The following is a 20,968-nucleotide window of genomic DNA, read 5'->3' as shown; positions in this document are numbered from 1 at the left end:
AGAGGCCCGACGATGGACATCCGCGCCGCCGAGATCTCCGCGATCCTGAAAGAGCAGATCAAGAATTTCGGCCAGGAGGCCGAGGTCACGGAAGTCGGGCAGGTGCTCGCGGTCGGCGACGGCATCGCCCGCGTCTACGGCCTCGACAACGTCCAGGCCGGTGAGATGGTCGAGTTCGAGTCGGGCGTGCGCGGCATGGCCCTCAACCTCGAGCAGGACAATGTCGGCGTCGTGATCTTCGGCTCCGACCGCGACATCAAGGAAGGCCAGACCGTCAAGCGGACCGGCTCCATCGTGGACGTGCCGGTCGGCAAGGGCCTGCTCGGCCGCGTGGTCGACGGTCTCGGCAACCCGATCGACGGCAAGGGCCCGATCCAGTCGACCGAGCGTCGCCGCGTCGACGTGAAGGCGCCGGGCATCATCCCGCGCAAGTCGGTGCACGAGCCGATGTCCACCGGCCTCAAGGCGATCGACGCCCTGATCCCGGTCGGCCGCGGCCAGCGCGAGCTGATCATCGGCGACCGCCAGACCGGCAAGACCGCCATCGCGCTCGACACCATTCTCAACCAGAAGTCGGCCCATGCCGGCGCGGACGAGAACGCCAAGCTCTACTGCGTCTACGTCGCCATCGGCCAGAAGCGCTCGACGGTGGCCCAGTTCGTGAAGGTGCTGGAGGACCAGGGCGCCCTGGAATACTCCATCGTCGTCGCCGCCACCGCGTCGGACGCCGCGCCGATGCAGTTCATCGCGCCGTTCGCCGGCTGCGCCATGGGCGAGTATTTCCGCGACAACGGCATGCACGCCGTGATCGTGTATGACGACCTCTCCAAGCAGGCCGTGGCCTACCGCCAGATGTCGCTGCTGCTGCGCCGCCCGCCGGGCCGCGAGGCTTACCCCGGCGACGTGTTCTACCTCCACTCGCGCCTGCTCGAGCGCGCCGCCAAGATGGGCGACGCCGCCGGCAACGGATCGCTCACCGCGCTTCCGGTGATCGAGACCCAGGCCAACGACGTCTCGGCCTACATCCCGACCAACGTGATCTCGATCACCGACGGCCAGATCTTCCTCGAGACCGACCTGTTCTACCAGGGCGTCCGCCCGGCGGTGAACGTCGGCCTCTCGGTCTCGCGGGTGGGCTCCTCGGCCCAGACCAAGGCGATGAAAAAGGTCGCCGGCAAGATCAAGGGTGAGCTGGCGCAGTACCGCGAGATGGCAGCCTTCGCGCAGTTCGGCTCGGATCTCGACGTCTCGACCCAGCGTCTGCTCAACCGCGGCGCGCGCCTCACCGAGCTTCTGAAGCAGCCGCAATTCTCGCCGCTGAAGATGGAAGAGCAGGTCGCGGTGATCTACGCCGGCGTCAACGGCTACCTCGACAAGCTGCCGGTGGCGAAGGTCCGTGCCTTCGAGGAGCAACTCCTCGGCACCCTGCGCTCGAAGCACCAGGATTGGCTGAACGCGGTGCGCGACTCCAAGGACCTGTCGGAGGCCAACGCCAACACGCTCAAGGGCGTGGTCGAGGCCACCGCCAAGTCGTTCGCTTAAGAACACGCCGTTCGCCTGACGAACGCACGCCCCCTCCCGCATGCGGGAGGGGGCAGGGGGCGGGCGGTGCCGGACGAAGCTCCCGGCGCCGCTCGAGCCACCCCGACCTCCGGCTCCTCCCCGCAGGGTGAGGAGAGGCCCTTCCGAACGGACCCGGACGCCCACCGATGCCCAGCTTGAAGGATCTGCGGAACCGCATCACCTCGGTGAAGGCGACGCAGAAGATCACCAAGGCGATGCAGATGGTCGCCGCCGCAAAGCTGCGGCGCGCCCAGAACGCTGCCGAGAACGGGCGTCCCTACGCCGAGAAGATGGCCCAGGTGCTCGGCAACCTGGCCGGCAACCTGATCGGCGGCGTCGGCGCCCCGCGCCTGCTCTCCGGCACGGGTCAGGACCGGGTGCACCTGCTCGTCGTCTGCACCGGCGACCGCGGCTTGGCCGGCGCCTTCAACTCCTCGATTGCGCGTCTCGCCCGCGACCACGCCAACCGGCTGATGGCCGACGGCAAGACCGTCAAGATCATGACGATCGGCAAGAAGGGCCTCGACGTCCTGCGCCGGCAGTTCCGCGACCAGATCGTCGCCTCCCGCGACATCCGCGGCAACAAGCCGGTCGACTACCCCTTCGCCGCCGAGATCGCCGACGACATCCTCGCCCGCTTCGAGGCCGGCGAGTTCGACGTCGCGACGCTGTTCTACTCGGAGTTCCGTTCGGTGATCTCGCAGATCCCGACGGCGCAGAAGCTCATCCCGGCCGAGCTGCCGAAGGCCGAGGGCGCAGCCGCCACCGGCGCCGGCTCCGATGCCGCGATGGAATTCGAGCCGAACGAGGAAATCATCCTCGAGACGCTGCTCCCGAAGAACCTCACCGTCCAGATCTTCCGGGCGCTGCTCGAGAACGCCGCCTCCGAGCAGGGCGCACGCATGAGCGCCATGGATTCGGCGACCCGCAACGCGGGCGAGATGATCAAGAAGCAGACGCTGATCTACAACCGGACGCGTCAGGCCATGATCACCAAGGAACTCATCGAGATCATTTCGGGCGCGGAAGCGCTCTGACCGCCGCATAAAGGAACCATCGCAATGGCGAACACCGCTTCCCCCCTGCAGACGACCGGCGCCAAGGGCAAGATCACCCAGGTCATCGGCCCCGTCGTGGACGTGCAGTTCGAAGACCACCTGCCGGAAATCCTGAACGCGCTCGAGACCCGGAACCAGGGCAGCCGCCTCGTTCTCGAAGTCGCTCAGCAGCTCGGTGAGAACACCGTCCGCTGCATCGCGATGGACACCTCCGAGGGCCTCGTGCGTGGCCAGGAAGTCCGCGATACCGGCGCGCCGATCAAGGTGCCGGTCGGCCACAACACGCTCGGCCGCATCATGAACGTCATCGGCGAGCCGATCGACGAGGCCGGCCCGATCCAGTCGGACACCCTGCGCGCCATCCACCAGCCCGCCCCGCCCTACACCGATCAGTCGACCGAGTCGCAGATCCTGGTGACCGGCATCAAGGTCGTCGACCTGCTCGCCCCCTACGCCAAGGGCGGCAAGATCGGCCTGTTCGGCGGCGCCGGCGTCGGCAAGACCGTGCTGATCATGGAGCTGATCAACAACATCGCCAAGGTTCACTCGGGCTACTCGGTCTTCGCCGGCGTCGGCGAGCGCACCCGCGAGGGCAACGATCTCTACCACGAGATGATCGAGTCCAACGTCAACAAGAACCCCAAGGAGAACGGCGGCTCGGCCGAGGGCTCCAAGTGCGCGCTGGTCTACGGCCAGATGAACGAGTCCCCCGGCGCCCGCTCGCGCGTCGCGCTCACCGGCCTGACCATCGCCGAGGACTTCCGCGACCAGGGCCAGGACGTGCTGTTCTTCGTGGACAACATCTTCCGCTTCACCCAGGCCGGCTCCGAGGTTTCGGCGCTGCTCGGCCGCATCCCGTCGGCGGTGGGCTATCAGCCGACGCTCTCCACCGACATGGGCGCCCTGCAGGAGCGCATCACCACGACGACCAAGGGCTCGATCACCTCGGTGCAGGCGATCTACGTCCCGGCCGACGACCTGACCGACCCGGCGCCCGCCGCCTCCTTCGCCCACTTGGACGCGACCACGACGCTGTCGCGCTCGATCGCCGAGAAGGGCATCTACCCGGCCGTCGATCCGCTCGACTCGACCTCGCGCATGCTGTCGCCCGCCATCCTCGGCGAAGAGCATTACGAAGTCGCCCGTAAGGTCCAGCAGACGCTGCAGCGCTACAAGTCGCTTCAGGACATCATCGCCATCCTCGGGATGGACGAGCTGTCGGAAGAGGACAAGCTGACGGTGGCCCGCGCCCGCAAGATCGAGCGCTTCTTCTCGCAGCCCTTCTCGGTGGCCGAGATCTTCACCGGCTCGCCGGGCATCCAGGTGCCGCTGGAAGACACCATCAAGGGCTTCAAGGGCCTCGTCGAAGGCAAGTACGACGACCTGCCCGAGGCGGCGTTCTACATGGTCGGCACGATCGAGGACGCCCAGGAAAAGGCCAAGAAGCTCGCGGCCGCCTAAGGCATCATCCCGAAAGGTGGTTACCGGCTTTCGGAACAAGATGATGCAAGAACAAAAGGCTAGAGCATTGTCGTGGATCCGATATCCAAGACAATGCTCTAAGGCACGGGCGCGGGAACGATCATGAACGCCAAAGTCGTTCTCCTTCTCGTCGGCGTCGTGGTCGGGGGCCTCGTCGGCTACCTGACCCGGCCGCAGGCCGCCGAGCTCAAGCTCGGCCCGCTCAGCGTCGAGATCCAGGACAAGGACTCGGCGGCGGGCGCACGCGGCGGAGAGCTGACCACCGGCCAGCTCCAGCATGTCGGGCTGTTCGCCCTGATCGGCGCCGTCGTCGGCTTCGGAGCAGGCTTCGTCGCCGACCGCAGCCGGCGCTGACATCAAACCTCGGGACCTGATTGACGATGGCCACCTTCCACTTCGATTTCGTCGGCCCCGAGCGGACGCTGTATTCCGGCGAAGTCGAGGCCGTGCAGCTTCCCGGCTCCGAGGGCGAGATGACCGTGCTGCCGGGCCATGCCCCGGTGCTGACCACCCTCAAGGTCGGCGTCATCACCGTCACGGAGACGACCGGCAACGGCAAGCGCATCTACGTCCAGGGCGGCTTCGCCGATATCGGACCCAAGAGCGTGACGGTTCTGGCCGAGCGCGCCGCGCCGATCGAAGAAGTCACCCCCGCCATGATCGACAGGGAGATCGAGGCGGCGGAACTCGCCCGCGATGCGACCCAGGATCTCGCCAAGCGCGAGGCGCTGAACGCCCAGATCGTTCAGATGCAGGAAGCCAAGAACACGCTGAACCGCTGATTTCCGTCAGGGCTTCGGATTTCGGAAGGCGCTGGGAAACCGGCGCCTTTTCGTGTTTTTGCGCTGGAGCACCATCCCGAAAGGTGGCCTCCGGCTTTCGAAGAAAGAGGATGCGAAAACAAGAGGCCAGAGCATCGTGCGTGCGGATGCTGCCGGGCGAGCCGGCTATGGCGCGGATGCAGCTTCCAGCGCTCGCGCGATCAGCCGCTCGCGCGCCTCGGCGTCGTCCGGGCATCCGCTGGCGAGCCAGAGTTCCCGGGCCGCCCGCAACCCCGTGCCGACCGCCCGGCCCGGCTTTACGCCGCGCGCCACGAGGTCGCCGCCCGTCACGGGGAGGACGGGGCGCGTGCCGGCGGCTTCCATCTGATCGAGCACGGCCCGCGCCTCCGGCGTCATGCGCGGGCGCGGCTCGCCATCGAGGGCGATCAGCAACTCACGAAGGGGCCCGGCATCGTAGGTGGCGACGAGAGCCGGCACCGCGTCGGCCTCGATCACCGGCCGGTCGTGGAGGGCCGCGAGGGCGATGGCGTAGCCGGTGAGGCGCGCGTGCTCGGCCCGCGACAGGCGAAGGCTCGCCTGCAGCCGGTCCGCGTCCTCGATCGTCCGCACCGCGAGCGCGGAAAAGCGCGCCGTGGCGTCGAGGCGCAGCTCGGCCGCCGCGCAGCGGGCGAGTCGGCCGAGCTCGCCGACGCCGCCGAGGATGCGCGGGAGCAGGCCGGTCTCGCTCAAGATCGCCACCGCATCGACGGCGCGGGGCGCGAGCAGCAGCTTCAGGAACTCGGCGCGCACCCGCTCCCGCGAGAGCCGGTCGAGGCTGCCGCGGGCCGCGATGGAGGCGGCGAGGCCCTCCGCATCCGGTGCGCCGCTCCCGTAGCGGGCGTGGAAGCGGAAGAAGCGCAGCAGCCGCAAGGCATCCTCGCGCAGGCGGGTCGCGGCGTCGCCGATGAAGCGCACCCGGCCGGCGGCGAGGTCGGCGACGCCCCCGGTCGTATCGTGGAGGCGTCCCTGCGCATCGAGCGAGAGGCCATTGATGGTGAAGTCGCGCCGCTCGGCATCGCGAACGAAGTCGCGGCCGAAACGCACCACCGCGTGGCGTCCGTCGGTCTCCACGTCCTCGCGCAGGGTCGTCACCTCGTGCGGCTCGCCGCCGACGACGAGGGTGACCGTGCCGTGCTCGATCCCCGTGCCCGCGGCCTTGATCCCGGCGGCGCGGGCGCAGGCCATCACGGCCTCGGGCCGCAGCGTGGTGGCAAGGTCGATGTCGGCGACGATGGCGCCCAGCAGCGCGTCGCGCACGCAGCCGCCGACGAGACGCGTCTCCTCGCCCGGCGCATCGAGCGCCGCGAGGCAGGCTTGCACGCCTGCCCGCGCCAGGAGGCGGGCCGGGCCGTCCGCGACCAGCGGCGGGACAAGGGATGAGGGCAGCGTGTCGGTGATCATCGGAAATGGCCCGGCACCAGCCGGCCGTTCTCGAAGCGCGGCAGCTCGTAGCCGTCCTTCATGTCCTGTCCGGTCAACCCGACCGTGATGAGGGAGGCGATGACGATGAACAGTCCGGCCAGGATCAGCCGCGTCCAGTGCGGCTTCCAATGCGCATGGTCGAGCGGCGAGCGCCGGGCGAACAGCAGCCAGCCCGCGAAGGCGAGGAAGGGCAGGGAGAACAGGAGGATTTCCTGGAGGACGAGGCGGAGCATGGATGGCGCAATTCTGCGAGGGGCCGCGGGGCGCCCGTCAAGCGTCGAGGCGTTCAGGGATAGAGGCATTCTTGGAGGTTGTGCACGATCCCTGCCGTGACGCCCCAGATCAGGTGCTCGGCGAAGGGGATGGCGTAGAAATAGCGCGTCCGGCCCTTCCATTCCGCCGAACGGACGAGATGACGCGCCGGGTCCATGAGGAAGGCGAGCGGCACCTCGAACACGGCCGCCACCTCCGCCGGGTTCGGCCGCAGCACGGCGTCGCGCGCCACGAGGCCGACCACCGGCATCACGAGGAAGCCGGTGCCGGAGAGATAGGGATCGAGATAGCCCAGCGGGCGCACGGCGTCGCTCTCGAGCCCGATTTCCTCCCAGGCCTCGCGCAAAGCGGTGTCGATCGGCGTGGTGTCCTCCGGATCGACCTTGCCGCCGGGGAAGGCGACCTGCCCCGAATGGTCACGCAGATGTGCCGCCCGCCGCGTGAACAGCAGCGTCGCACCCTCGGGCCGGTCGATCACAGGCACCAGCACCGCTGCCGGCCGGTGGGGCGTGGCCGGCGCAACGGAAAGACCCTCCGGCTGGAGGTCGTGGTCGCCGCGCGGGTTCGACAGCGGCACGCCCGGCCCCGGCGGCACGTGGCTCAAGCGGGTTTCCGCCCGCGCCAGGAAGGCGTCGAGGCCGAAATCATCCGCGCGCCCCTCCGCCCCAGGCCCGGCCGCCGCCTCGGACAGCCTCACGCCGCCTCTGCCGGGGCGATGCGGTGGAAATGCCCCCCGGCCCAGAGCCCGAACCACCTCTGCCCGTCGATCTCGCGCTCCTCGCCCATCTCCACGAGATCGTAGGTCAGGGGGCGGCTCACCAGGGCCCAGAGGTCGCGGCGGACATGGATGTAGGGCTTGAGACCCTCCGCCCCGTCCTCGAAGCGCAAGCGATGTTCGGCATCGGCCGGGACGAGGTCGTCCACGTTGGTGCGGAAGGCGATGCGGCGGCCTTCGCCCTCGCCCTCCACCGCCATCTCCACGGCTGCGAATGCCGCATCCTCGACGGTGATGCGGACTTTCTCGGCCGGTGTGACGAGCACGGTCGAGCCGTCGGGCTCCTTGCGCAGGATCGAGGCGAAGAGCTTGACCAGCTTCGGCCGACGGATCGCCGAGCCGTCGTGGAACCACGTGCCGTCGGCGGCGATGCGGATGTCGATCGTGCCGCAATGCTCCGGATTCCAGCGCTCAACCGGAGGCAGGCCGCGTTTGCCGATCTCGCCGAGGGCGGCGCTGAGGCGGGCGAGCGCCGGATCGTCGGGTGTGCTCTGGGTCATGATTTGTCGCCGGGCTTGTCCCGCAGAACCTTCCAGATTCCCGTCACCGCCGCCAGCGACCGGCCGCCGCTGGTGAGCGTGCCGCGCACGAAGACGAGGGACGCGGTTTTCCGCACGATCTCCGGCACCGTCTCGATCAGGTCGCCGATCTGGGCCGCGCCGACGAACTGGCTCGACATCTCGATCGTCACGGCGCGGGCCCCGTCGCAGGCGTCGCGCACGACGATGCTGAGCGCCCGGTCGGCGAAGGTGAGCAGCGCGCCGCCATGGACGATGCCGACGAGGTTGCCGTGCCGCTCGTCGGTGCGGAAGGCGAACGCTTTCGTGCCCTCGACCGTCCGGTGATAGACCGGCCCGACATGGGCGATGAAGCCCGGATCGGTGAAAGCCTCCCACCCCTCGGGGAAGGCCGCGCGCTCCTCGTCCGTCATCCGGTCTCGCTTTCCTCGGGGCGGACGCGCTGCGCCCGCGATGCACGATGTCGCGGGCGTCCTGCCCGCCGGGTCTGGAGCGCCCATATAGTGCCGATCTGCCGCGCGGCAGCGCCGCGCTTGCGTTCGGCCCGCGTTCGGCGCCAGACTCCGCACTTTCCGGGCCTCCGCGCCCGGCCATCGCAAGGTTCACTTCATGGCACAGGGCGCCGGATCGGCCAGCACGACGAGCCTCGACGACGGGATCGTCGCCACCGCCGAGACCTGCCTCGCCGCGATCGAGCAGGCGCGGGAGGCGATCCACGGCGTCATCTTCGGCCAGGAGAAGATCGTCGACTTGGCGCTGGTCACGATTCTGGCCGGCGGCCACGGCCTCCTCGTCGGCCTGCCGGGCCTGGCCAAGACCAAGCTGGTCGAGACGCTGGGCACCGTGCTCGGTCTCGACGCCCGCCGCGTGCAGTTCACGCCGGACCTGATGCCCTCCGACATCCTGGGCACCGAGATCCTCGATGAGGATGCCGAGCGCCGCCGCTCGTTCCGCTTCGTCAAGGGCCCGGTCTTCACCCAGCTCCTGATGGCCGACGAGATCAACCGCGCCAGCCCGCGCACGCAATCGGCGCTGCTCCAGGCGATGCAGGAGCATTTCGTCTCGGTGGCGGGCGAGCGCCACGACCTGCCGCGCCCCTTCCACGTGCTGGCGACGCAGAACCCGATCGAGCAGGAGGGCACCTACCCGCTGCCCGAGGCGCAGCTCGACCGCTTCCTCTTGGAGATCGATGTCGGCTACCCCGACCGCGCCGCCGAGCGCCGCATCCTGATCGAGACGACGGGCGTCGAGGACGCGCGGGCCAAGACCGTGATGACCACCGAGCAGTTGCTCACGGCCCAGCGCCTCGTGCGGCGCCTGCCGGTGGGCGATGCCGTTGTCGACGCCATCCTCGACCTCGTGCGCTCGGCGCGTCCCGAGGGCGGCGATCCGTCGGTTGGCAAGAAGCTGCTCTGGGGGCCGGGCCCCCGCGCCAGTCAGGCGCTGACGCTGGCCGTGCGCGCCCGCGCGCTGATCGAGGGGCGGGTCGCCCCCTCCGTCGCCGACGTGAAGGCTTTGGCCGAGCCGGTGCTCAAGCACCGCATGGCGGTGACCTTCGCGGCGCGCGCCGACGGCGAGACGGTGACCGGCCTGATCGGCCAGCTCGCCGCGAAACTCTGAGCCCGCCGCGGATGGCCTCCACCCGGCTCGTCGAGGCCGAGAGCCGCCGCCCCGGCGGTCCCGAGACCGGTGGCGCCCTGGCGCTCGCCGAGGTGATGCCGCGGCTCGTGCTCGAATCGCGCCGCGTCTCCGGCACCCTGGCGCACGGCCTGCATGGCCGCCGCCGCGCGGGGCCGGGCGAGAGCTTCTGGCAGTTCCGCCCCTTCGTGCCCGGCGAGGCCGCGGCGCGGGTCGACTGGCGCCGCTCCGCCCGCGACGACCGGCTCTACGTGCGCGAGCGCGAGTGGGAGGCGGCCCACAACATCTGGATCTGGATCGACCGCTCCGCCTCCATGGGCTTCGCCTCGGACCTCGCCCAGACCTCCAAGGTCGAGCGGGCCCTGGTGCTGGGGTTGGCGCTGGCCGATACCTTCGTCGAGGGCGGCGAGCGCGTCGGCCTGCTCGGGCTCACCCGCTCCAGCGCGACCCGTGGCATCGTGGAGCGGCTCGCCCAGGCGCTCGTGAACGACCGGGCCGGTCTGACCCAGGACCTGCCGCCGGCAGCCACACCCGGCCGGTTCGACGAAGTGGTGCTGATCAGCGATTTCCTCACGCCGCTGGATCGGGTGCGCAGCGCCGTGCAGACGATCTCGGCGCGCGGCACCCACGGCCATCTCGTGCTGGTGGCCGATCCGGTGGAGGAGACCTTCCCTTTCACCGGCCAGGCGGTGCTGCACGATCCCGAGGGCGGCCTCAGCCTCGACATCGGCGAGGCGGGCGCCTGGGGCGAGGCCTATCGCACCCGCATCGCGGCCCATCGCGACGGCCTGTCCGAGATCGCCCGGCAGCGGGGCTGGACGCTGACGATCCACCGGACCGACCGGCCGGCGAGCGAGGCGGCCCTGCGGCTGCTGACGCTCGTCGCCGCCGCGCGCGGCCTCGGCTGAAAGGCGAAGCGCATTGTTCGGGATTCCGCTCACCTTCGCCGCCCCCCTCGCGCTGGCCGCCCTCGTCGCGCTGCCGGCCCTGTGGATCCTGCTGCGGGTCACGCCGCCGCGCCCGCGCCGCATCCACTTCCCGCCGCTGGCGCTGATGGCCGACCTGCTGCCCAAGCGCGAGACGCCGGCCCGCACGCCGCCCTGGCTCCTGATCCTGCGCATCCTCGCCGCCGCCTGCCTGATCCTCGCGGTGGCCGGGCCGGTTTGGAATCCCGGCGGCATCGGTGCCGCCTCGGGGCGCAACCCGCTGCTCCTCATCCTCGACAACGGTGTCGCCGCCGCCCACGATTGGCGCGACCGCCTGCGCGCGGCGACCGACGAGATCGAGGCCGCCGCCCGCGACGGGCGCCCGGTGGCACTGGTGGCGAGCGCCGAGCCCCCCGCGCCGTTCGAGGCGAAGGCCCCGGCCGCCGCGCTGGAGCGCCTGCGCGCGATCACACCGCGCCCGCATCTCGGTGGCCGCGGGGCGCACCTGCCCGCGATCGGCACCTTCCTTGAGCGGGTGCCGGGCGCCTCGATCGTCTGGATCAGCGACGGCGTGCGCGGCGTGGGCGAGGCCGATTTTGCCACGTCCCTCGGCGAGATGGCGACCCGCCACGGCAGCGCGGTGACCGTGCTGAAGGCCGAGCGATCCCCGGCGCTGGCGCTCGAAGGCTCGCCCGTGCAGCCGGGCGAAAAGCTCTCGGCGCAGGTGCTGCGGGCCGAAGGAAACGGCCGCGATGCGGGGCTGGTGCGGGCGCTCGATCAGAAGGGCCTGCCGCTCGCCGAGAGCCGCTTCACCCTGGAACCGGAGGCACGCGAGACGCGTGTCAGCTTCGACCTGCCGGTGGAACTGCGCAACGCCATCGCCCGCCTCGAGATCGAGGGCGAGCGATCGGCCGGCGCCGTGGTGCTGATGGACGAGCGCGGCAAGCGCCGCCGGGTCGGCCTCGTCTTCGGCGGCACCCTCGATCAGGCCCAGCCGCTGCTCGCGCCGACCTACTACCTCGCCAAGGCGCTCAACCCCTTCGCCGACGTGCAGCAGCCCCGCGGCGGCCAGGGCACGGCCGAATCCATCGGCCAGATGCTCGACAATCAGGTCTCGGTTCTGGCGCTCGCCGATGTCGGCGCGCTGGACGACCGGACGCTGGCGCGGGTGGAGCAGTTCGTGGACGAGGGCGGGCTGCTGCTGCGCTTCGCCGGCCCCCGCCTCGCCGCCGGCAACGACCCGCTCGTGCCGGTGCGCCTGCGCCGGGGCGGGCGATCCCTCGGCGGCACCCTCTCCTGGGACCGGCCGCGCACGCTTGCGGCGTTTGCCCCCGAGAGCCCCTTCGCCGGCCTGAACCCGCCGGCCGATATCGGCGTGCGCCGCCAGATCCTCGCCGAGCCCGATGGCGACCTGCCGGGCAAGACCTGGGCGGCGCTTGAGGACGGCACGCCCATCGTCACGGCGCAGAAGCGGGGGCAGGGGCTCGTGGTGCTGTTTCATGTGACCGCCGACACGACATGGTCGAACCTGCCCCTGTCGGGCCTGTTCGTGGACATGCTGCGCCGGGTCGTCGGACTCGCCGGCCCGTCGGCCAAGCTCGGCGAGGGCGATGGGCGTCAGGCGAAGGCGGCGCTGCTGGCGCCGCGCCTGACCCTCGACGGCTTCGGTGCGCTCGGTTCGCCGCCGGCGAGCGCGACTGCGGTGCCGGCCGATTTCGCCGACCGCGCCGGCCTCGAACACCCGCCCGGCTTCTACGGCACGGCGGAGGGCGGCATCGCCGTCAACGCCCTGGCGCCCGGCGATCGGCTCCAGCCCCTCGACCTCACCGGCCTCAAGGGTGCCCGCACGGGTTCGCTCGCGGGCGCCGAGACACTGGATCTGCGCGCGTTCCTGTTCACCCTCGCCCTCGCGCTGCTGGCCCTCGATACCCTGGCCGGCCTCTGGCTCGGCGGGTTTTTTCGCAGTTTCGGTCGAGGGTCACACGGAAAGGCCGCACCGGCCGCCCTGCTTCTGCCGGCGCTGCTCGGCCTTGCGCTGGCCTGCACCCCGTTGCCGGTGCGGGCACAGGAGCCACCGGCCAACCGGCCGAACGGCATCGAGTCGGCGCTCGCCACCCGCCTCGCCTTCGTCGTCACGGGCGACGCCGCGACGGATACGGCGAGCCGGGCGGGCCTGTCGGGCCTGAGCCAGATGCTCGCCGCCCGCACCGCCCTGGAACCCGGCGAGCCCGCGGGCCTCAATCCGGAGAAGGACGAACTCGCCTTCTACCCGCTGATCTACTGGCCGATCGTCGCCGGCCGTCCGCAACCGAGCGAGGCGGCGATCCGCAAGATCGACGCCTTCATGCGCAACGGCGGCACGGTGATCTTCGACACCCGCGATGCCCAGACCGCCCGCCCCGCCCGCCCCGGCGGCCCGCCGAGCCCTGAGGCGGCGTATCTCCGCAAGATGCTCGCCACCCTCGAAGTGCCGGAGCTGGAGCCGGTGCCGGCCGACCACGTGCTCACCAAGGCGTTCTACCTCGTGGATTCCTTCCCCGGCCGGCTCAGTACCGGCCAGACCTGGGTCGAGACGCTTCCGCCCGCGGGCGAGGGCGGCGAGCGCCGTCCGGCCCGGGCCGGCGACGGCGTCACCCCGCTCATCATCACCGGCAACGACCTCGCCGCCGCCTGGGCGGTGGGCCGCAACGGCGAGCCGCTCTACCCCGTCACCGGCGGCGACCAGCGCCAGCGCGAGATGGCGTTCCGCGGCGGCATCAACATCGTGATCTACACCCTGACCGGGAACTACAAGGCCGATCAGGTCCACGTGCCGGCGTTGCTGGAGCGGTTGGGACAGTGATTTTTTCCGCGCGACCACGCCGCGTCTCGAACCCTCTCCCCGCTGCGGGGAGAGGGGTTTTTGCGCTTCATCCTGAAGGCCCCGCCCGATGCTGAGCCTCAGCTTCACGCCTCTCGTCCCCTGGCCGGTGCTCGTCGGATTCGGCGTGCTCGCCGTGATCCTCGCCGTCGTCGCGGTCCTCGCCCGCGGGCGCACGGCCCTGTTGCGGGCGGTGGCGCTGGGCCTCGTCATCGCCGCGCTCGCCAACCCCTCGCTCGTGCGCGAGGACCGCGACCCGGTGAAGGACGTGGCGGCCATCGTCGTCGATCGCTCCGGCTCGCAAAGCTTGGGCGATCGCCCGGCCATGACCGATGCGGTGAAAGCCGAGCTGGAGCGGCGCTTCGGTGCGCTCGCGAACATCGAGCCCCGCTTCATCGAGGTCGGCGATGCACAGGGCGGGGAGGGCGACGACGGCACCAAGCTGTTCACGGCGCTCACCCAGGCGCTCGCCGATGTCCCGCCGGAGCGGATCGCCGGCGTGGTGATGCTCACCGACGGCGTGGTGCACGACATCCCCGCCTCGCTCCAAGCGCTCGGGCTCAAGGCGCCGCTGCACGTTCTCGTCACGGGACGGCCGGACGAGCGCGACCGTCAGATCAAGATGCTGGAAGCGCCCCGCTTCGGCATCGTCGGCCGGGACGTCACCTTGCGCGGCGAGGTGATGGAGCGCGGCGGCACCGGCACGGCGACCGTCACCGTGCGCCGCGACGGCGAGGAGATCGACCGGCAGAGCATCGCGACCGGCGTGCCGTTCTCGCTCACCACGCATATCGAGCATGGCGGCCCGAACGTGGTCGAGATCGAGGTCGAGCCGCTGCCCGGCGAACTGACCACGGTGAACAACCGCGCGGTGCTGCCGATCGAGGGCATCCGTGAGAAACTGCGGGTGCTGCTCGTTTCCGGCGAGCCGCATCAGGGCGAGCGCACCTGGCGCAACCTCCTGAAGTCGGACGCCTCCGTCGATCTCGTCCACTTCACGATCCTCAGGCCGCCGGAGAAGCAGGACGGCACCCCGATCTCCGAACTCTCGCTGATCGCCTTCCCGACCCGCGAGCTGTTCGTCCAGAAGATCAAGGATTTCGACCTCATCATCTTCGACCGCTACGCCAACCAGAGCGTGCTGCCGTCCGCCTATTTCGACAACATCGCCCGCTATGTCCGCGAGGGCGGTGCGCTGCTCATCGCCGCCGGGCCGGAATTCGCCGGCCCTGCGAGCCTTGCCCGCACCCGGCTCGCCTCGATCCTGCCGGGCGATCCCTCGATGAAGGTGGTCGAGCAGCCGTTCAAGGCGACGCTCACCGAGACCGGCCACCGCCACCCCGTCACCCGGGCTCTGCCGGGCTCGGAGGCGAATCCGCCGGCCTGGGGCGACTGGCTGCGCATCGTCTCGGCGCAGACACGGCCCGGCGTGCAGCCGATCCTGTCGGGCGCCAACGGCCTCCCGCTCCTGGCGCTCTCGCGTGAGGAGAAGGGCCGCGTTGCCCTGATGCTGTCCGATCAGGCCTGGCTCTGGGCCCGCGGCTACCAGCAGGGCGGCCCCTATCTCGATCTGCTGCGGCGCCTCGCCCACTGGCTGATGAAGGAGCCGGCCCTCGAAGAAGAGGCCCTGCGGGCCCAGACCACGGGCCGGGGCCGCGAGGTCCGCGTCGAGCGCCAGACCATGGCCGAGGCGGCGGGCCCGGTCACGATCACCGGTCCGACCGGCAAGGAGCGTGAGCTCGACCTGTCGAAGGCCGAGACCGGCCTGTTCACCGCGACCTTCGAGGCGGAGGGGCTCGGGCTCCATACCATCCGCTCGGGCAACCTCGTCGCCTTCGTCAGCGTCGGCCCGGCCAACCCGCGCGAACTCGCCGACGTGTTCAGCGATACCGATCGGTTGAAGGGCGTGGCGGACGGCTCCGGCGGCACGGTGCGCCGGGTCGCGGCGGCCGGCGGCGGCATCGAGGTGCCCCGCCTCCAGATCACCCGCGGCGGCCGTCTGGGCGGCGCCGACTGGATCGGCTTCCGCCCGAGCGACAGCGCCACGGTCCGCGGCGTCGAGGTCTATCCCCTCGGCATCGGCCTGTGGGCCTTGGTGGCGCTTGCCGCCGCCGTGCTGGCGATGTGGCTGGTCGAGGGGCGGCGCGGGCGCGCGGCGTAGCGCCCCGGATACGCTCGCCCGGCAACGATCATCGGTCTCGAAACGGCCCTGTCCGAACGAGCTTAACCTGTGTAAGCCGATCCGAACATGACCGAATTGCTCCCGTTTCTGGCCGGCGGCGGCGCGGCCGCCCGCATGATCGCCGAGCGCGACTGGTCGGATCATCCCCTCGGGCCCCCGCAGACCTGGCCGGAATCCCTGCGCACGGCGCTCAGCCTCGTGCTGAACTCGCCCGAGAGCATGATCCTGGCCTGGGGCCCGGATCTGCACTTCTTCTTCAACGACACCTACTTCCCGTTGCTCGGGCCGCGCCTCGCCTGGGCCATGGGCGAGCGCTTCGACCGGGTCTGGGCCGATGGCTGGGATCAGGCCAAGCCGATCATCGACGACGCCTTCGCCGGCAAGAGCCGCCGCTTCGAGGATCTGCCCTGGACGCTCGCCACCGACCGGGGCGAGGCACAGACGTGGTGGAGCTTCTCCTACTCGCGGGTGCTCGACGGGGAGGGCCGCATCGCCGGCCTGTTCATCTTCACCAACGAGACGACGAAGCGCATCCGCACGGAAGCGCTGCAGCGGGAGAGCGAGGCGGCCCTGCGCCGCAGCGAGTCCCTCCTGGCCGCGACCCTGGAGGGGCTGCCGGTCGGCGTGATCATCGCCGACGCCGACGGGCGGATCGTGCACGACAACGCCGCCAACCGCGAGATCTGGGGCGTGCCGCCGCTGACCGCGAACTGGGAAAGCTACGGCGCTTGGGTCGGCTACTGGCCGGAGACGGGCGAGCGCCTGCGCGCCGAGGAATGGGGCATGGCCCGCGCCCTGCTGCACGGCGAGACCGTCCGCAGCGAACTCATCGAGATCGAGCGCTTCGACGGCGGCGGGCGGCGGCTGTTCCTCAACAACGCCGCGCCGATCCGCGACGGATCGGGCGCCATCGTCGGCGGCGTGGTGGCCGAACTCGACGTGACCCAGCGGATCGAGGTCGAGCGGCGCCTGCGGGAGAGCGAGGCGCTCGCCCGCGTCAACGCCGAGCGGGTCCAGCTCGCGCTCTCGGCCGGCGCGATCGTCGGCACGTGGTTCTGGGATCTGCCCACCGACCGCTTCACCGTGGACGAGGCCTTCGCCCGCGCCTTCGGCCTCGATCCGGCGCTCGGCCGCGAGGGCTTGAGCCTCGCCCAGGTGGTCGAGACGGTCCATCCCGACGACAAGGCCGGGCTGGCGGAAGCGATCGGCGAGGCCATCGCCCGCGGCGGCGCCTACGCCCACCAGTACCGGGTGCGCCGCGCCGACGGGCGCTATTACTGGATCGAGGCCAACGGCCGGGTCGACCACGCGCCCGACGGCACGCCGCTCAGCTTTCCCGGCGTGCTCATCGACGTGGAGGAGCGTCGCGCCGTCGCGGCCGAGCGCGACCGGGCCACTGCGCTCCTGCGCGAGAAGGCGGTGGAGTTCGAGACCCTGGCCGACAACATTCCGACCCTGTGCTGGATGGCCCGGGCCGACGGCCATATCTACTGGTACAACCGCAGATGGTACGATTACACCGGCACCGATGCCGAGAGCATGCAGGGCTGGGGCTGGAAGGCGGTGCACGATCCCGCCGCGCTGCCGGGCGTGACCGAGCGCTGGCAGCACTCCATCGCCACGGGCCAGCGCTTCGAGATGACCTTCCCGCTGCGCGGCCGGGACGGCACGTTCCGCCCCTTCCTGACCCGCATCGTGCCGATCCGCGACGAGACCGGCACCGTCGTGCGCTGGTTCGGCACCAACACCGACATCACCGATCTGCGAGCGGTCCAGGATGCCCTGCATCGGCTCAACGAGACCCTGGAGGAGCAGGTCGCCGCCCGCACCGCCGAGCGCGACCAGATCTGGCAGGCGTCGAGCGACCTTCTGGCCGTGGCCGATTTCGAGGGCCGCTTCGTCAGCCTCAACCCGGCCTGGAGCGCCACGCTGGGCTGGAGCGAGGCCGAGTTGAAGGCGGTCCCCTTCCTCGATTTCGTCCATCCCGAGGATCGGGACGTGACGCTCGCGGCCGCCGCTGGCCTCGCCCGCGGTGAGATGCAGCTCGGCTTCGAGAACCGCTACCGGACCCGCGACGGGGATTACCGCTGGTTCTCCTGGAACACCGTGCCGCGCCAGGGGCTCATCTACGCCTCGGTGCGCGACGTCACCGCGATCAAGGGGCAGGCCCGCGCCCTGGCCGAGGCCGAGGAGGCCCTGCGCCAGTCGCAGAAGATGGAGGCGGTGGGCCAGCTCACCGGCGGCCTCGCCCACGACTTCAACAACCTGCTCGCCGGCATTTCGGGGAGCCTGGAACTGATGCAGACCCGCATTGCCCAAGGCCGGCTCAAGGATGTCGACCGCTACATGGGTGCCGCCCAAGGAGCGGCCAAGCGCGCCGCCGCGCTGACCCACCGCCTGCTCGCCTTCTCCCGCCGCCAGACGCTGGACCCGAGGCCCACCGACGTGAACCGGCTGGTGATGGGGATGGAGGATCTGATCCGCCGCACGGTCGGTCCCACCATCACCATCGAGGTGGTGGGGGCGGCCGGGCTCTGGCCCTCCCTCGTCGATCCGCCGCAGCTCGAGAACGCGCTGCTCAACCTCTGCATCAACGCCCGCGACGCGATGCCCGAGGGCGGGCGCATCACCATCGAGACCGCCAACAAGTGGCTCGACGCCCATGCCGCGCACCAGCACGACGTTCCGCCGGGCCAGTACCTCTCGCTGTGCGTGACCGATACCGGCACCGGCATGACCCCCGACGTGCGGGCCAAGGCGTTCGACCCGTTCTTCACGACCAAGCCCACCGGCCAGGGCACGGGTCTCGGCCTTTCGATGATCTACGGCTTCGCCAAGCAGACGGGCGGGCAGGTGCGGATCTACTCCGAACTCGGCCAGGGCACGACGGTCTGCATCTACCTGCCCCGTTTCCACGGCGAGGCGGAGGCGCTCGATCCGCTCGGCCCCCTGGTCGATGCGCCGCGCGCCGAGCACGGCGAGACGGTGCTCGTGGTCGATGACGAACCGACCGTGCGGATGCTGGTGACGGAGGTGCTGGAAGACCTCGGCTACAACGCGATCGAGGCCGCCGACAGCGCCAGCGGCCTCAAGGTGCTGCAATCGGACGTGCGCATCGACCTGCTCATTTCCGATGTCGGCCTCCCCGGCGGCATGAACGGCCGCCAGATGGCCGATGCGGGCCGTCTCTCGCGCCCCGACCTCAAGGTGCTGTTCATCACCGGCTATGCCGAGAACGCGGCGGTGGGCAACGGCCATCTGGAGCCCGGCATGGCGGTGCTGACCAAGCCGTTCGTGGTCGAGACCCTGGGCCTGCGCATCCGCGAGATCATCGCGCGGGGATAAGGCCGGGGCTTCCCGGCCGCATCCGTCCTGCCCCGTCAGGCCCGGATCGAGCCGACGAAGTGCCGGACGGAACTGCGGAGCTGCATGGATTGCCCGTTCAGCGCGATGGCGTCCTGCAGCACCATGTCCGCCGCACGTCCCGTGGCGCTGGAGGCGCCGATGACGGATTCGATCTCGCCGGTGGCCAAGCGCATGCCGTGCGAGGCGGCCGAGATGTTGTGGGCAATCTCCTGGGACGCCGTCGATTGCTCGTCGATGGCGTGGGCGATCGCGTCCGCCATGCCGGTGGCGCGCCGGATCGCCTGCGTGATGTTGCCGATGGCCTGCACCGTCTGCTCCGTGGCCACGCGGACCGAGCCGATATGCGCCGCGATCTCGTCGGTGGCCCGGGCCGACTGACCCGCCAGCGCCTTCACCTCGGCGGCGACGACGGCGAAGCCCTTGCCGGCGGCGCCGGCACGGGCGGCCTCGATCGTGGCGTTGAGCGCCAGCAGGTTCGTCTGCTCCGCCACGCCGCGGATGAGGCCGAGCACTTCGCTGATCCGCGCGGCGGCGGCGCCGAGATCGCCGACCTTGGCTTCCGTCGAGGAGGCTTCCTGAGCCGCCTCGGCGGCGGCCGCGGACGACCCCCGCGCCTGCTCGCGGATCTGATCGATCGAAGCGGACAGCTCCTCCGCGGCCGCGGCCACGGCCTCGATGTTCTGCGAGGCCGAGCGGGCGAGCCGTGCGGCCTCCGCCGAACGCAGGTCGGCCTCCCGGGCCGTACCGGCCAGATTCGTGGCCTGCGCCTCGAACGAGCCCGCCGCCGTCGCGACTTGGCCAACGATGCCGCCGACCGAACTCCCGAACTGGTCCGCGGTTCGCTCCAGGCTCTGGCGCCGCTCCAGCTCGGCGGATTGCCGCAGGCCCTCGCGCTCCCCTCTCAGCCGCTCCGCCTCGGCACCGTGCGCCTTCAGGACATCCACCGCGCGGGCGATTTCGCCGATCTCGTCACGGCGGTCCGTTCCGGGCACCGCGACGTCCCGTGTGCCCTCCACGAGCTGCGTGATGGTCCGCGCCAGCGAGGCCAGCGGCTGCACGACGCGGCGGGTGAAGAGGACCACGATGCCGAAGGTGCACAGGATGACGAGGAGCAGGGTCGCACCCGCCACGGCGAGGCGCTGCAGCGCCGAGGCGATCGTCTCGTCGGCGGTGGCCAGCGCCGATTGCAGGGCGGCGTCCCTGACGACGAGGATCGACTGGAGCATCTTGGTGGTGTGGGGCCGCCATTCCGTGAGGGTCATCGGCGGCTCGGTCCCGTCCCGGCTGGCCGCGAACATCGCTGCCACCACCTGTCCCGGATCGGCGATGAAGCTGCGCTCCACCATCGTGAGGGCGTCGACCAGAGAGCCTTGCGTCTGGACCTGCATCACGCTGCGCTGCAGCCGCTGCCAAGCCTGCTCGATCCGGCCGTTCATCTCGTGGATCTGGACGATCACGGCCGGAGAGAAGCGCTGCTTGGCTCCCGCGTATTGACTGAACCAGACCGAGCGGGTGCCGCCGATGTCGCGCAGCTCCATCGCGAGGCTGACGACCGGCACCGCGCGCGCGATTTCCGGATTCTTCCGGGCGATGTCGATCTCGATCGTGCCCAGCGTCTTCGCGTTCAGCGCGACGATGGCGACGACGGCCTTCTGGAAGTTCTTCGCGGCCTGCTCGTCGCGCTCCTTGAGCGGCTTGGCGATCTCGCTGTCCGCCGTCGCACGCGCACCCTCGAGTTGGCGGATCGCCGGCTGCAGGGCTTGCTCGAGCACGGCCCGCTTGTCGGAGGGCATGGCCGCGACGGCGTCCGTGATCCGACCGGTGACGGCCTCGGTCGCCTTGCGGTTCGCTTCGGCCGAGGCCCGGATCGGCGCCTGCTCGGCGCTGTCCGAGAGCAGGAGCTGATTGTAGGAACCGCGTTCGAGGGCGAGTCGCTCGTTGAGGCGGGCGATCTCGCCCAGAACCCCGACGAGCTGACGTGCCGCGTCGGCCTGCGACCAGCGCTGCCATTCCTGCCAAGCGATGAAGGAACTCGAACCCGCCGTCACGAGTCCGACGGTAGCCATGCACGAAACGAAAAGATT

At 70.7% G+C, this 20,968-nt stretch carries 16 protein-coding genes; 10 read left to right on the top strand and 6 right to left on the bottom strand.

The genetic code is table 11. The annotated features are described in order from the left end of the window. Positions 1-12 precede the first annotated feature (12 nt). From atpA to E4V01_RS02495, 5 genes are all read left to right on the top strand, one after another. The gene (gene atpA, locus E4V01_RS02515) at positions 13-1,542 is read left to right on the top strand and encodes a F0F1 ATP synthase subunit alpha (RefSeq protein WP_060769139.1); all 1,530 of its coding nucleotides are present in this window, start codon (positions 13-15) and stop codon (positions 1,540-1,542) included. A gap of 167 nt (positions 1,543-1,709) precedes the next feature. Next, positions 1,710-2,600 carry a F0F1 ATP synthase subunit gamma gene (locus tag E4V01_RS02510; protein ID WP_135297285.1) on the top strand — a complete coding sequence of 297 codons (891 nt, stop codon included), beginning with the start codon at positions 1,710-1,712 and terminating at the stop codon, positions 2,598-2,600. Positions 2,601-2,624: 24 nt separating this feature from the next. After that, positions 2,625-4,082, top strand: coding sequence for a F0F1 ATP synthase subunit beta (gene atpD, locus E4V01_RS02505; protein ID WP_060769137.1), 1,458 nt, complete (start codon positions 2,625-2,627; stop codon positions 4,080-4,082). A 123-nt stretch (positions 4,083-4,205) separates the two neighbouring features. Next, positions 4,206-4,457, top strand: coding sequence for a hypothetical protein (locus E4V01_RS02500; RefSeq protein WP_060769136.1), 252 nt, complete (start codon positions 4,206-4,208; stop codon positions 4,455-4,457). Positions 4,458-4,483: 26 nt separating this feature from the next. Further along, on the top strand, positions 4,484-4,885 hold the full coding sequence (locus E4V01_RS02495) for a F0F1 ATP synthase subunit epsilon (protein WP_060769135.1): 402 nt from the start codon (positions 4,484-4,486) through the stop codon (positions 4,883-4,885). A gap of 165 nt (positions 4,886-5,050) precedes the next feature. Here E4V01_RS02495 and E4V01_RS02490 read toward each other — a convergent pair whose 3' ends face one another. From E4V01_RS02490 to E4V01_RS02470, 5 genes are read right to left on the bottom strand one after another with little or no spacing between them, the layout of a single operon-like run. Further along, positions 5,051-6,325 (bottom strand): CCA tRNA nucleotidyltransferase, encoded by a 1,275-nt coding sequence (locus tag E4V01_RS02490; RefSeq protein ID WP_135297284.1) that lies wholly within the window; start codon positions 6,323-6,325, stop codon positions 5,051-5,053. Continuing rightward, on the bottom strand, positions 6,322-6,579 hold the full coding sequence (locus tag E4V01_RS02485) for a DUF6111 family protein (RefSeq protein WP_135297283.1): 258 nt from the start codon (positions 6,577-6,579) through the stop codon (positions 6,322-6,324). Before E4V01_RS02485 ends, E4V01_RS02490 begins: the two co-directional genes overlap by 4 nt. 53 nt (positions 6,580-6,632) lie before the next feature. Next, entirely contained in the window at positions 6,633-7,316 is a 684-nt protein-coding gene (locus tag E4V01_RS02480; protein ID WP_135297282.1) for a CoA pyrophosphatase, read from the bottom strand. Further along, positions 7,313-7,894 carry a DUF1285 domain-containing protein gene (locus E4V01_RS02475; RefSeq protein ID WP_135297281.1) on the bottom strand — a complete coding sequence of 194 codons (582 nt, stop codon included), beginning with the start codon at positions 7,892-7,894 and terminating at the stop codon, positions 7,313-7,315. The genes E4V01_RS02480 and E4V01_RS02475 overlap by 4 nt, the downstream gene beginning before the upstream one ends. Continuing rightward, a complete protein-coding gene (locus tag E4V01_RS02470; RefSeq protein WP_135297280.1) occupies positions 7,891-8,325 on the bottom strand; it encodes a PaaI family thioesterase in 435 nt (144 codons plus the stop codon). The genes E4V01_RS02475 and E4V01_RS02470 overlap by 4 nt, the downstream gene beginning before the upstream one ends. A 196-nt stretch (positions 8,326-8,521) precedes the next feature. On the opposite strand from E4V01_RS02470, the gene E4V01_RS02465 reads away from it, so the two are divergent. The 5 genes from E4V01_RS02465 to E4V01_RS02445 all read left to right on the top strand — a co-directional run bounded on the left by E4V01_RS02465 (position 8,522) and on the right by E4V01_RS02445 (position 18,863). Further along, positions 8,522-9,532 carry a MoxR family ATPase gene (locus E4V01_RS02465; RefSeq protein ID WP_060769129.1) on the top strand — a complete coding sequence of 337 codons (1,011 nt, stop codon included), beginning with the start codon at positions 8,522-8,524 and terminating at the stop codon, positions 9,530-9,532. A gap of 11 nt (positions 9,533-9,543) precedes the next feature. Beyond that, positions 9,544-10,458, top strand: coding sequence for a DUF58 domain-containing protein (locus E4V01_RS02460; RefSeq protein WP_060769128.1), 915 nt, complete (start codon positions 9,544-9,546; stop codon positions 10,456-10,458). 13 nt (positions 10,459-10,471) lie between these two features. After that, entirely contained in the window at positions 10,472-13,318 is a 2,847-nt protein-coding gene (locus E4V01_RS02455) for a DUF4159 domain-containing protein (protein WP_135297279.1), read from the top strand. Positions 13,319-13,406: 88 nt separating this feature from the next. After that, positions 13,407-15,497 (top strand): hypothetical protein, encoded by a 2,091-nt coding sequence (locus E4V01_RS02450; protein WP_135297278.1) that lies wholly within the window; start codon positions 13,407-13,409, stop codon positions 15,495-15,497. A gap of 87 nt (positions 15,498-15,584) precedes the next feature. After that, entirely contained in the window at positions 15,585-18,863 is a 3,279-nt protein-coding gene (locus E4V01_RS02445) for a PAS domain-containing protein (protein WP_135297277.1), read from the top strand. A 35-nt stretch (positions 18,864-18,898) separates the two neighbouring features. Here E4V01_RS02445 and E4V01_RS02440 read toward each other — a convergent pair whose 3' ends face one another. Continuing rightward, a complete protein-coding gene (locus tag E4V01_RS02440) occupies positions 18,899-20,950 on the bottom strand; it encodes a methyl-accepting chemotaxis protein (RefSeq protein WP_245517398.1) in 2,052 nt (683 codons plus the stop codon). Positions 20,951-20,968: the final 18 nt, after the last annotated feature.

The organism is Methylorubrum sp. Q1 (assembly GCF_004683995.1).
Classification (GTDB): domain Bacteria; phylum Pseudomonadota; class Alphaproteobacteria; order Rhizobiales; family Beijerinckiaceae; genus Methylobacterium.
This window is presented reverse-complemented; position numbering and strand designations above follow the sequence as displayed.

What these genes read in the sequence shown, in the direction of transcription:
- E4V01_RS02445 (WP_135297277.1), top strand. Translation starts at nt 15,585, where the DNA reads ATGACCGAATTGCTCCCGTTTCTGGCCGGCGGCGGCGCGGCCGCCCGC.
- E4V01_RS02490 (WP_135297284.1), bottom strand. Translation starts at nt 6,325, where the DNA reads ATGATCACCGACACGCTGCCCTCATCCCTTGTCCCGCCGCTGGTCGCG.
- E4V01_RS02440 (WP_245517398.1), bottom strand. Translation starts at nt 20,950, where the DNA reads ATGGCTACCGTCGGACTCGTGACGGCGGGTTCGAGTTCCTTCATCGCT.
- E4V01_RS02470 (WP_135297280.1), bottom strand. Translation starts at nt 8,325, where the DNA reads ATGACGGACGAGGAGCGCGCGGCCTTCCCCGAGGGGTGGGAGGCTTTC.
- E4V01_RS02460 (WP_060769128.1), top strand. Translation starts at nt 9,544, where the DNA reads ATGGCCTCCACCCGGCTCGTCGAGGCCGAGAGCCGCCGCCCCGGCGGT.
- atpA (WP_060769139.1), top strand. Translation starts at nt 13, where the DNA reads ATGGACATCCGCGCCGCCGAGATCTCCGCGATCCTGAAAGAGCAGATC.
- E4V01_RS02465 (WP_060769129.1), top strand. Translation starts at nt 8,522, where the DNA reads ATGGCACAGGGCGCCGGATCGGCCAGCACGACGAGCCTCGACGACGGG.
- E4V01_RS02500 (WP_060769136.1), top strand. Translation starts at nt 4,206, where the DNA reads ATGAACGCCAAAGTCGTTCTCCTTCTCGTCGGCGTCGTGGTCGGGGGC.
- E4V01_RS02495 (WP_060769135.1), top strand. Translation starts at nt 4,484, where the DNA reads ATGGCCACCTTCCACTTCGATTTCGTCGGCCCCGAGCGGACGCTGTAT.
- E4V01_RS02450 (WP_135297278.1), top strand. Translation starts at nt 13,407, where the DNA reads ATGCTGAGCCTCAGCTTCACGCCTCTCGTCCCCTGGCCGGTGCTCGTC.
- E4V01_RS02475 (WP_135297281.1), bottom strand. Translation starts at nt 7,894, where the DNA reads ATGACCCAGAGCACACCCGACGATCCGGCGCTCGCCCGCCTCAGCGCC.
- atpD (WP_060769137.1), top strand. Translation starts at nt 2,625, where the DNA reads ATGGCGAACACCGCTTCCCCCCTGCAGACGACCGGCGCCAAGGGCAAG.
- E4V01_RS02485 (WP_135297283.1), bottom strand. Translation starts at nt 6,579, where the DNA reads ATGCTCCGCCTCGTCCTCCAGGAAATCCTCCTGTTCTCCCTGCCCTTC.
- E4V01_RS02510 (WP_135297285.1), top strand. Translation starts at nt 1,710, where the DNA reads ATGCCCAGCTTGAAGGATCTGCGGAACCGCATCACCTCGGTGAAGGCG.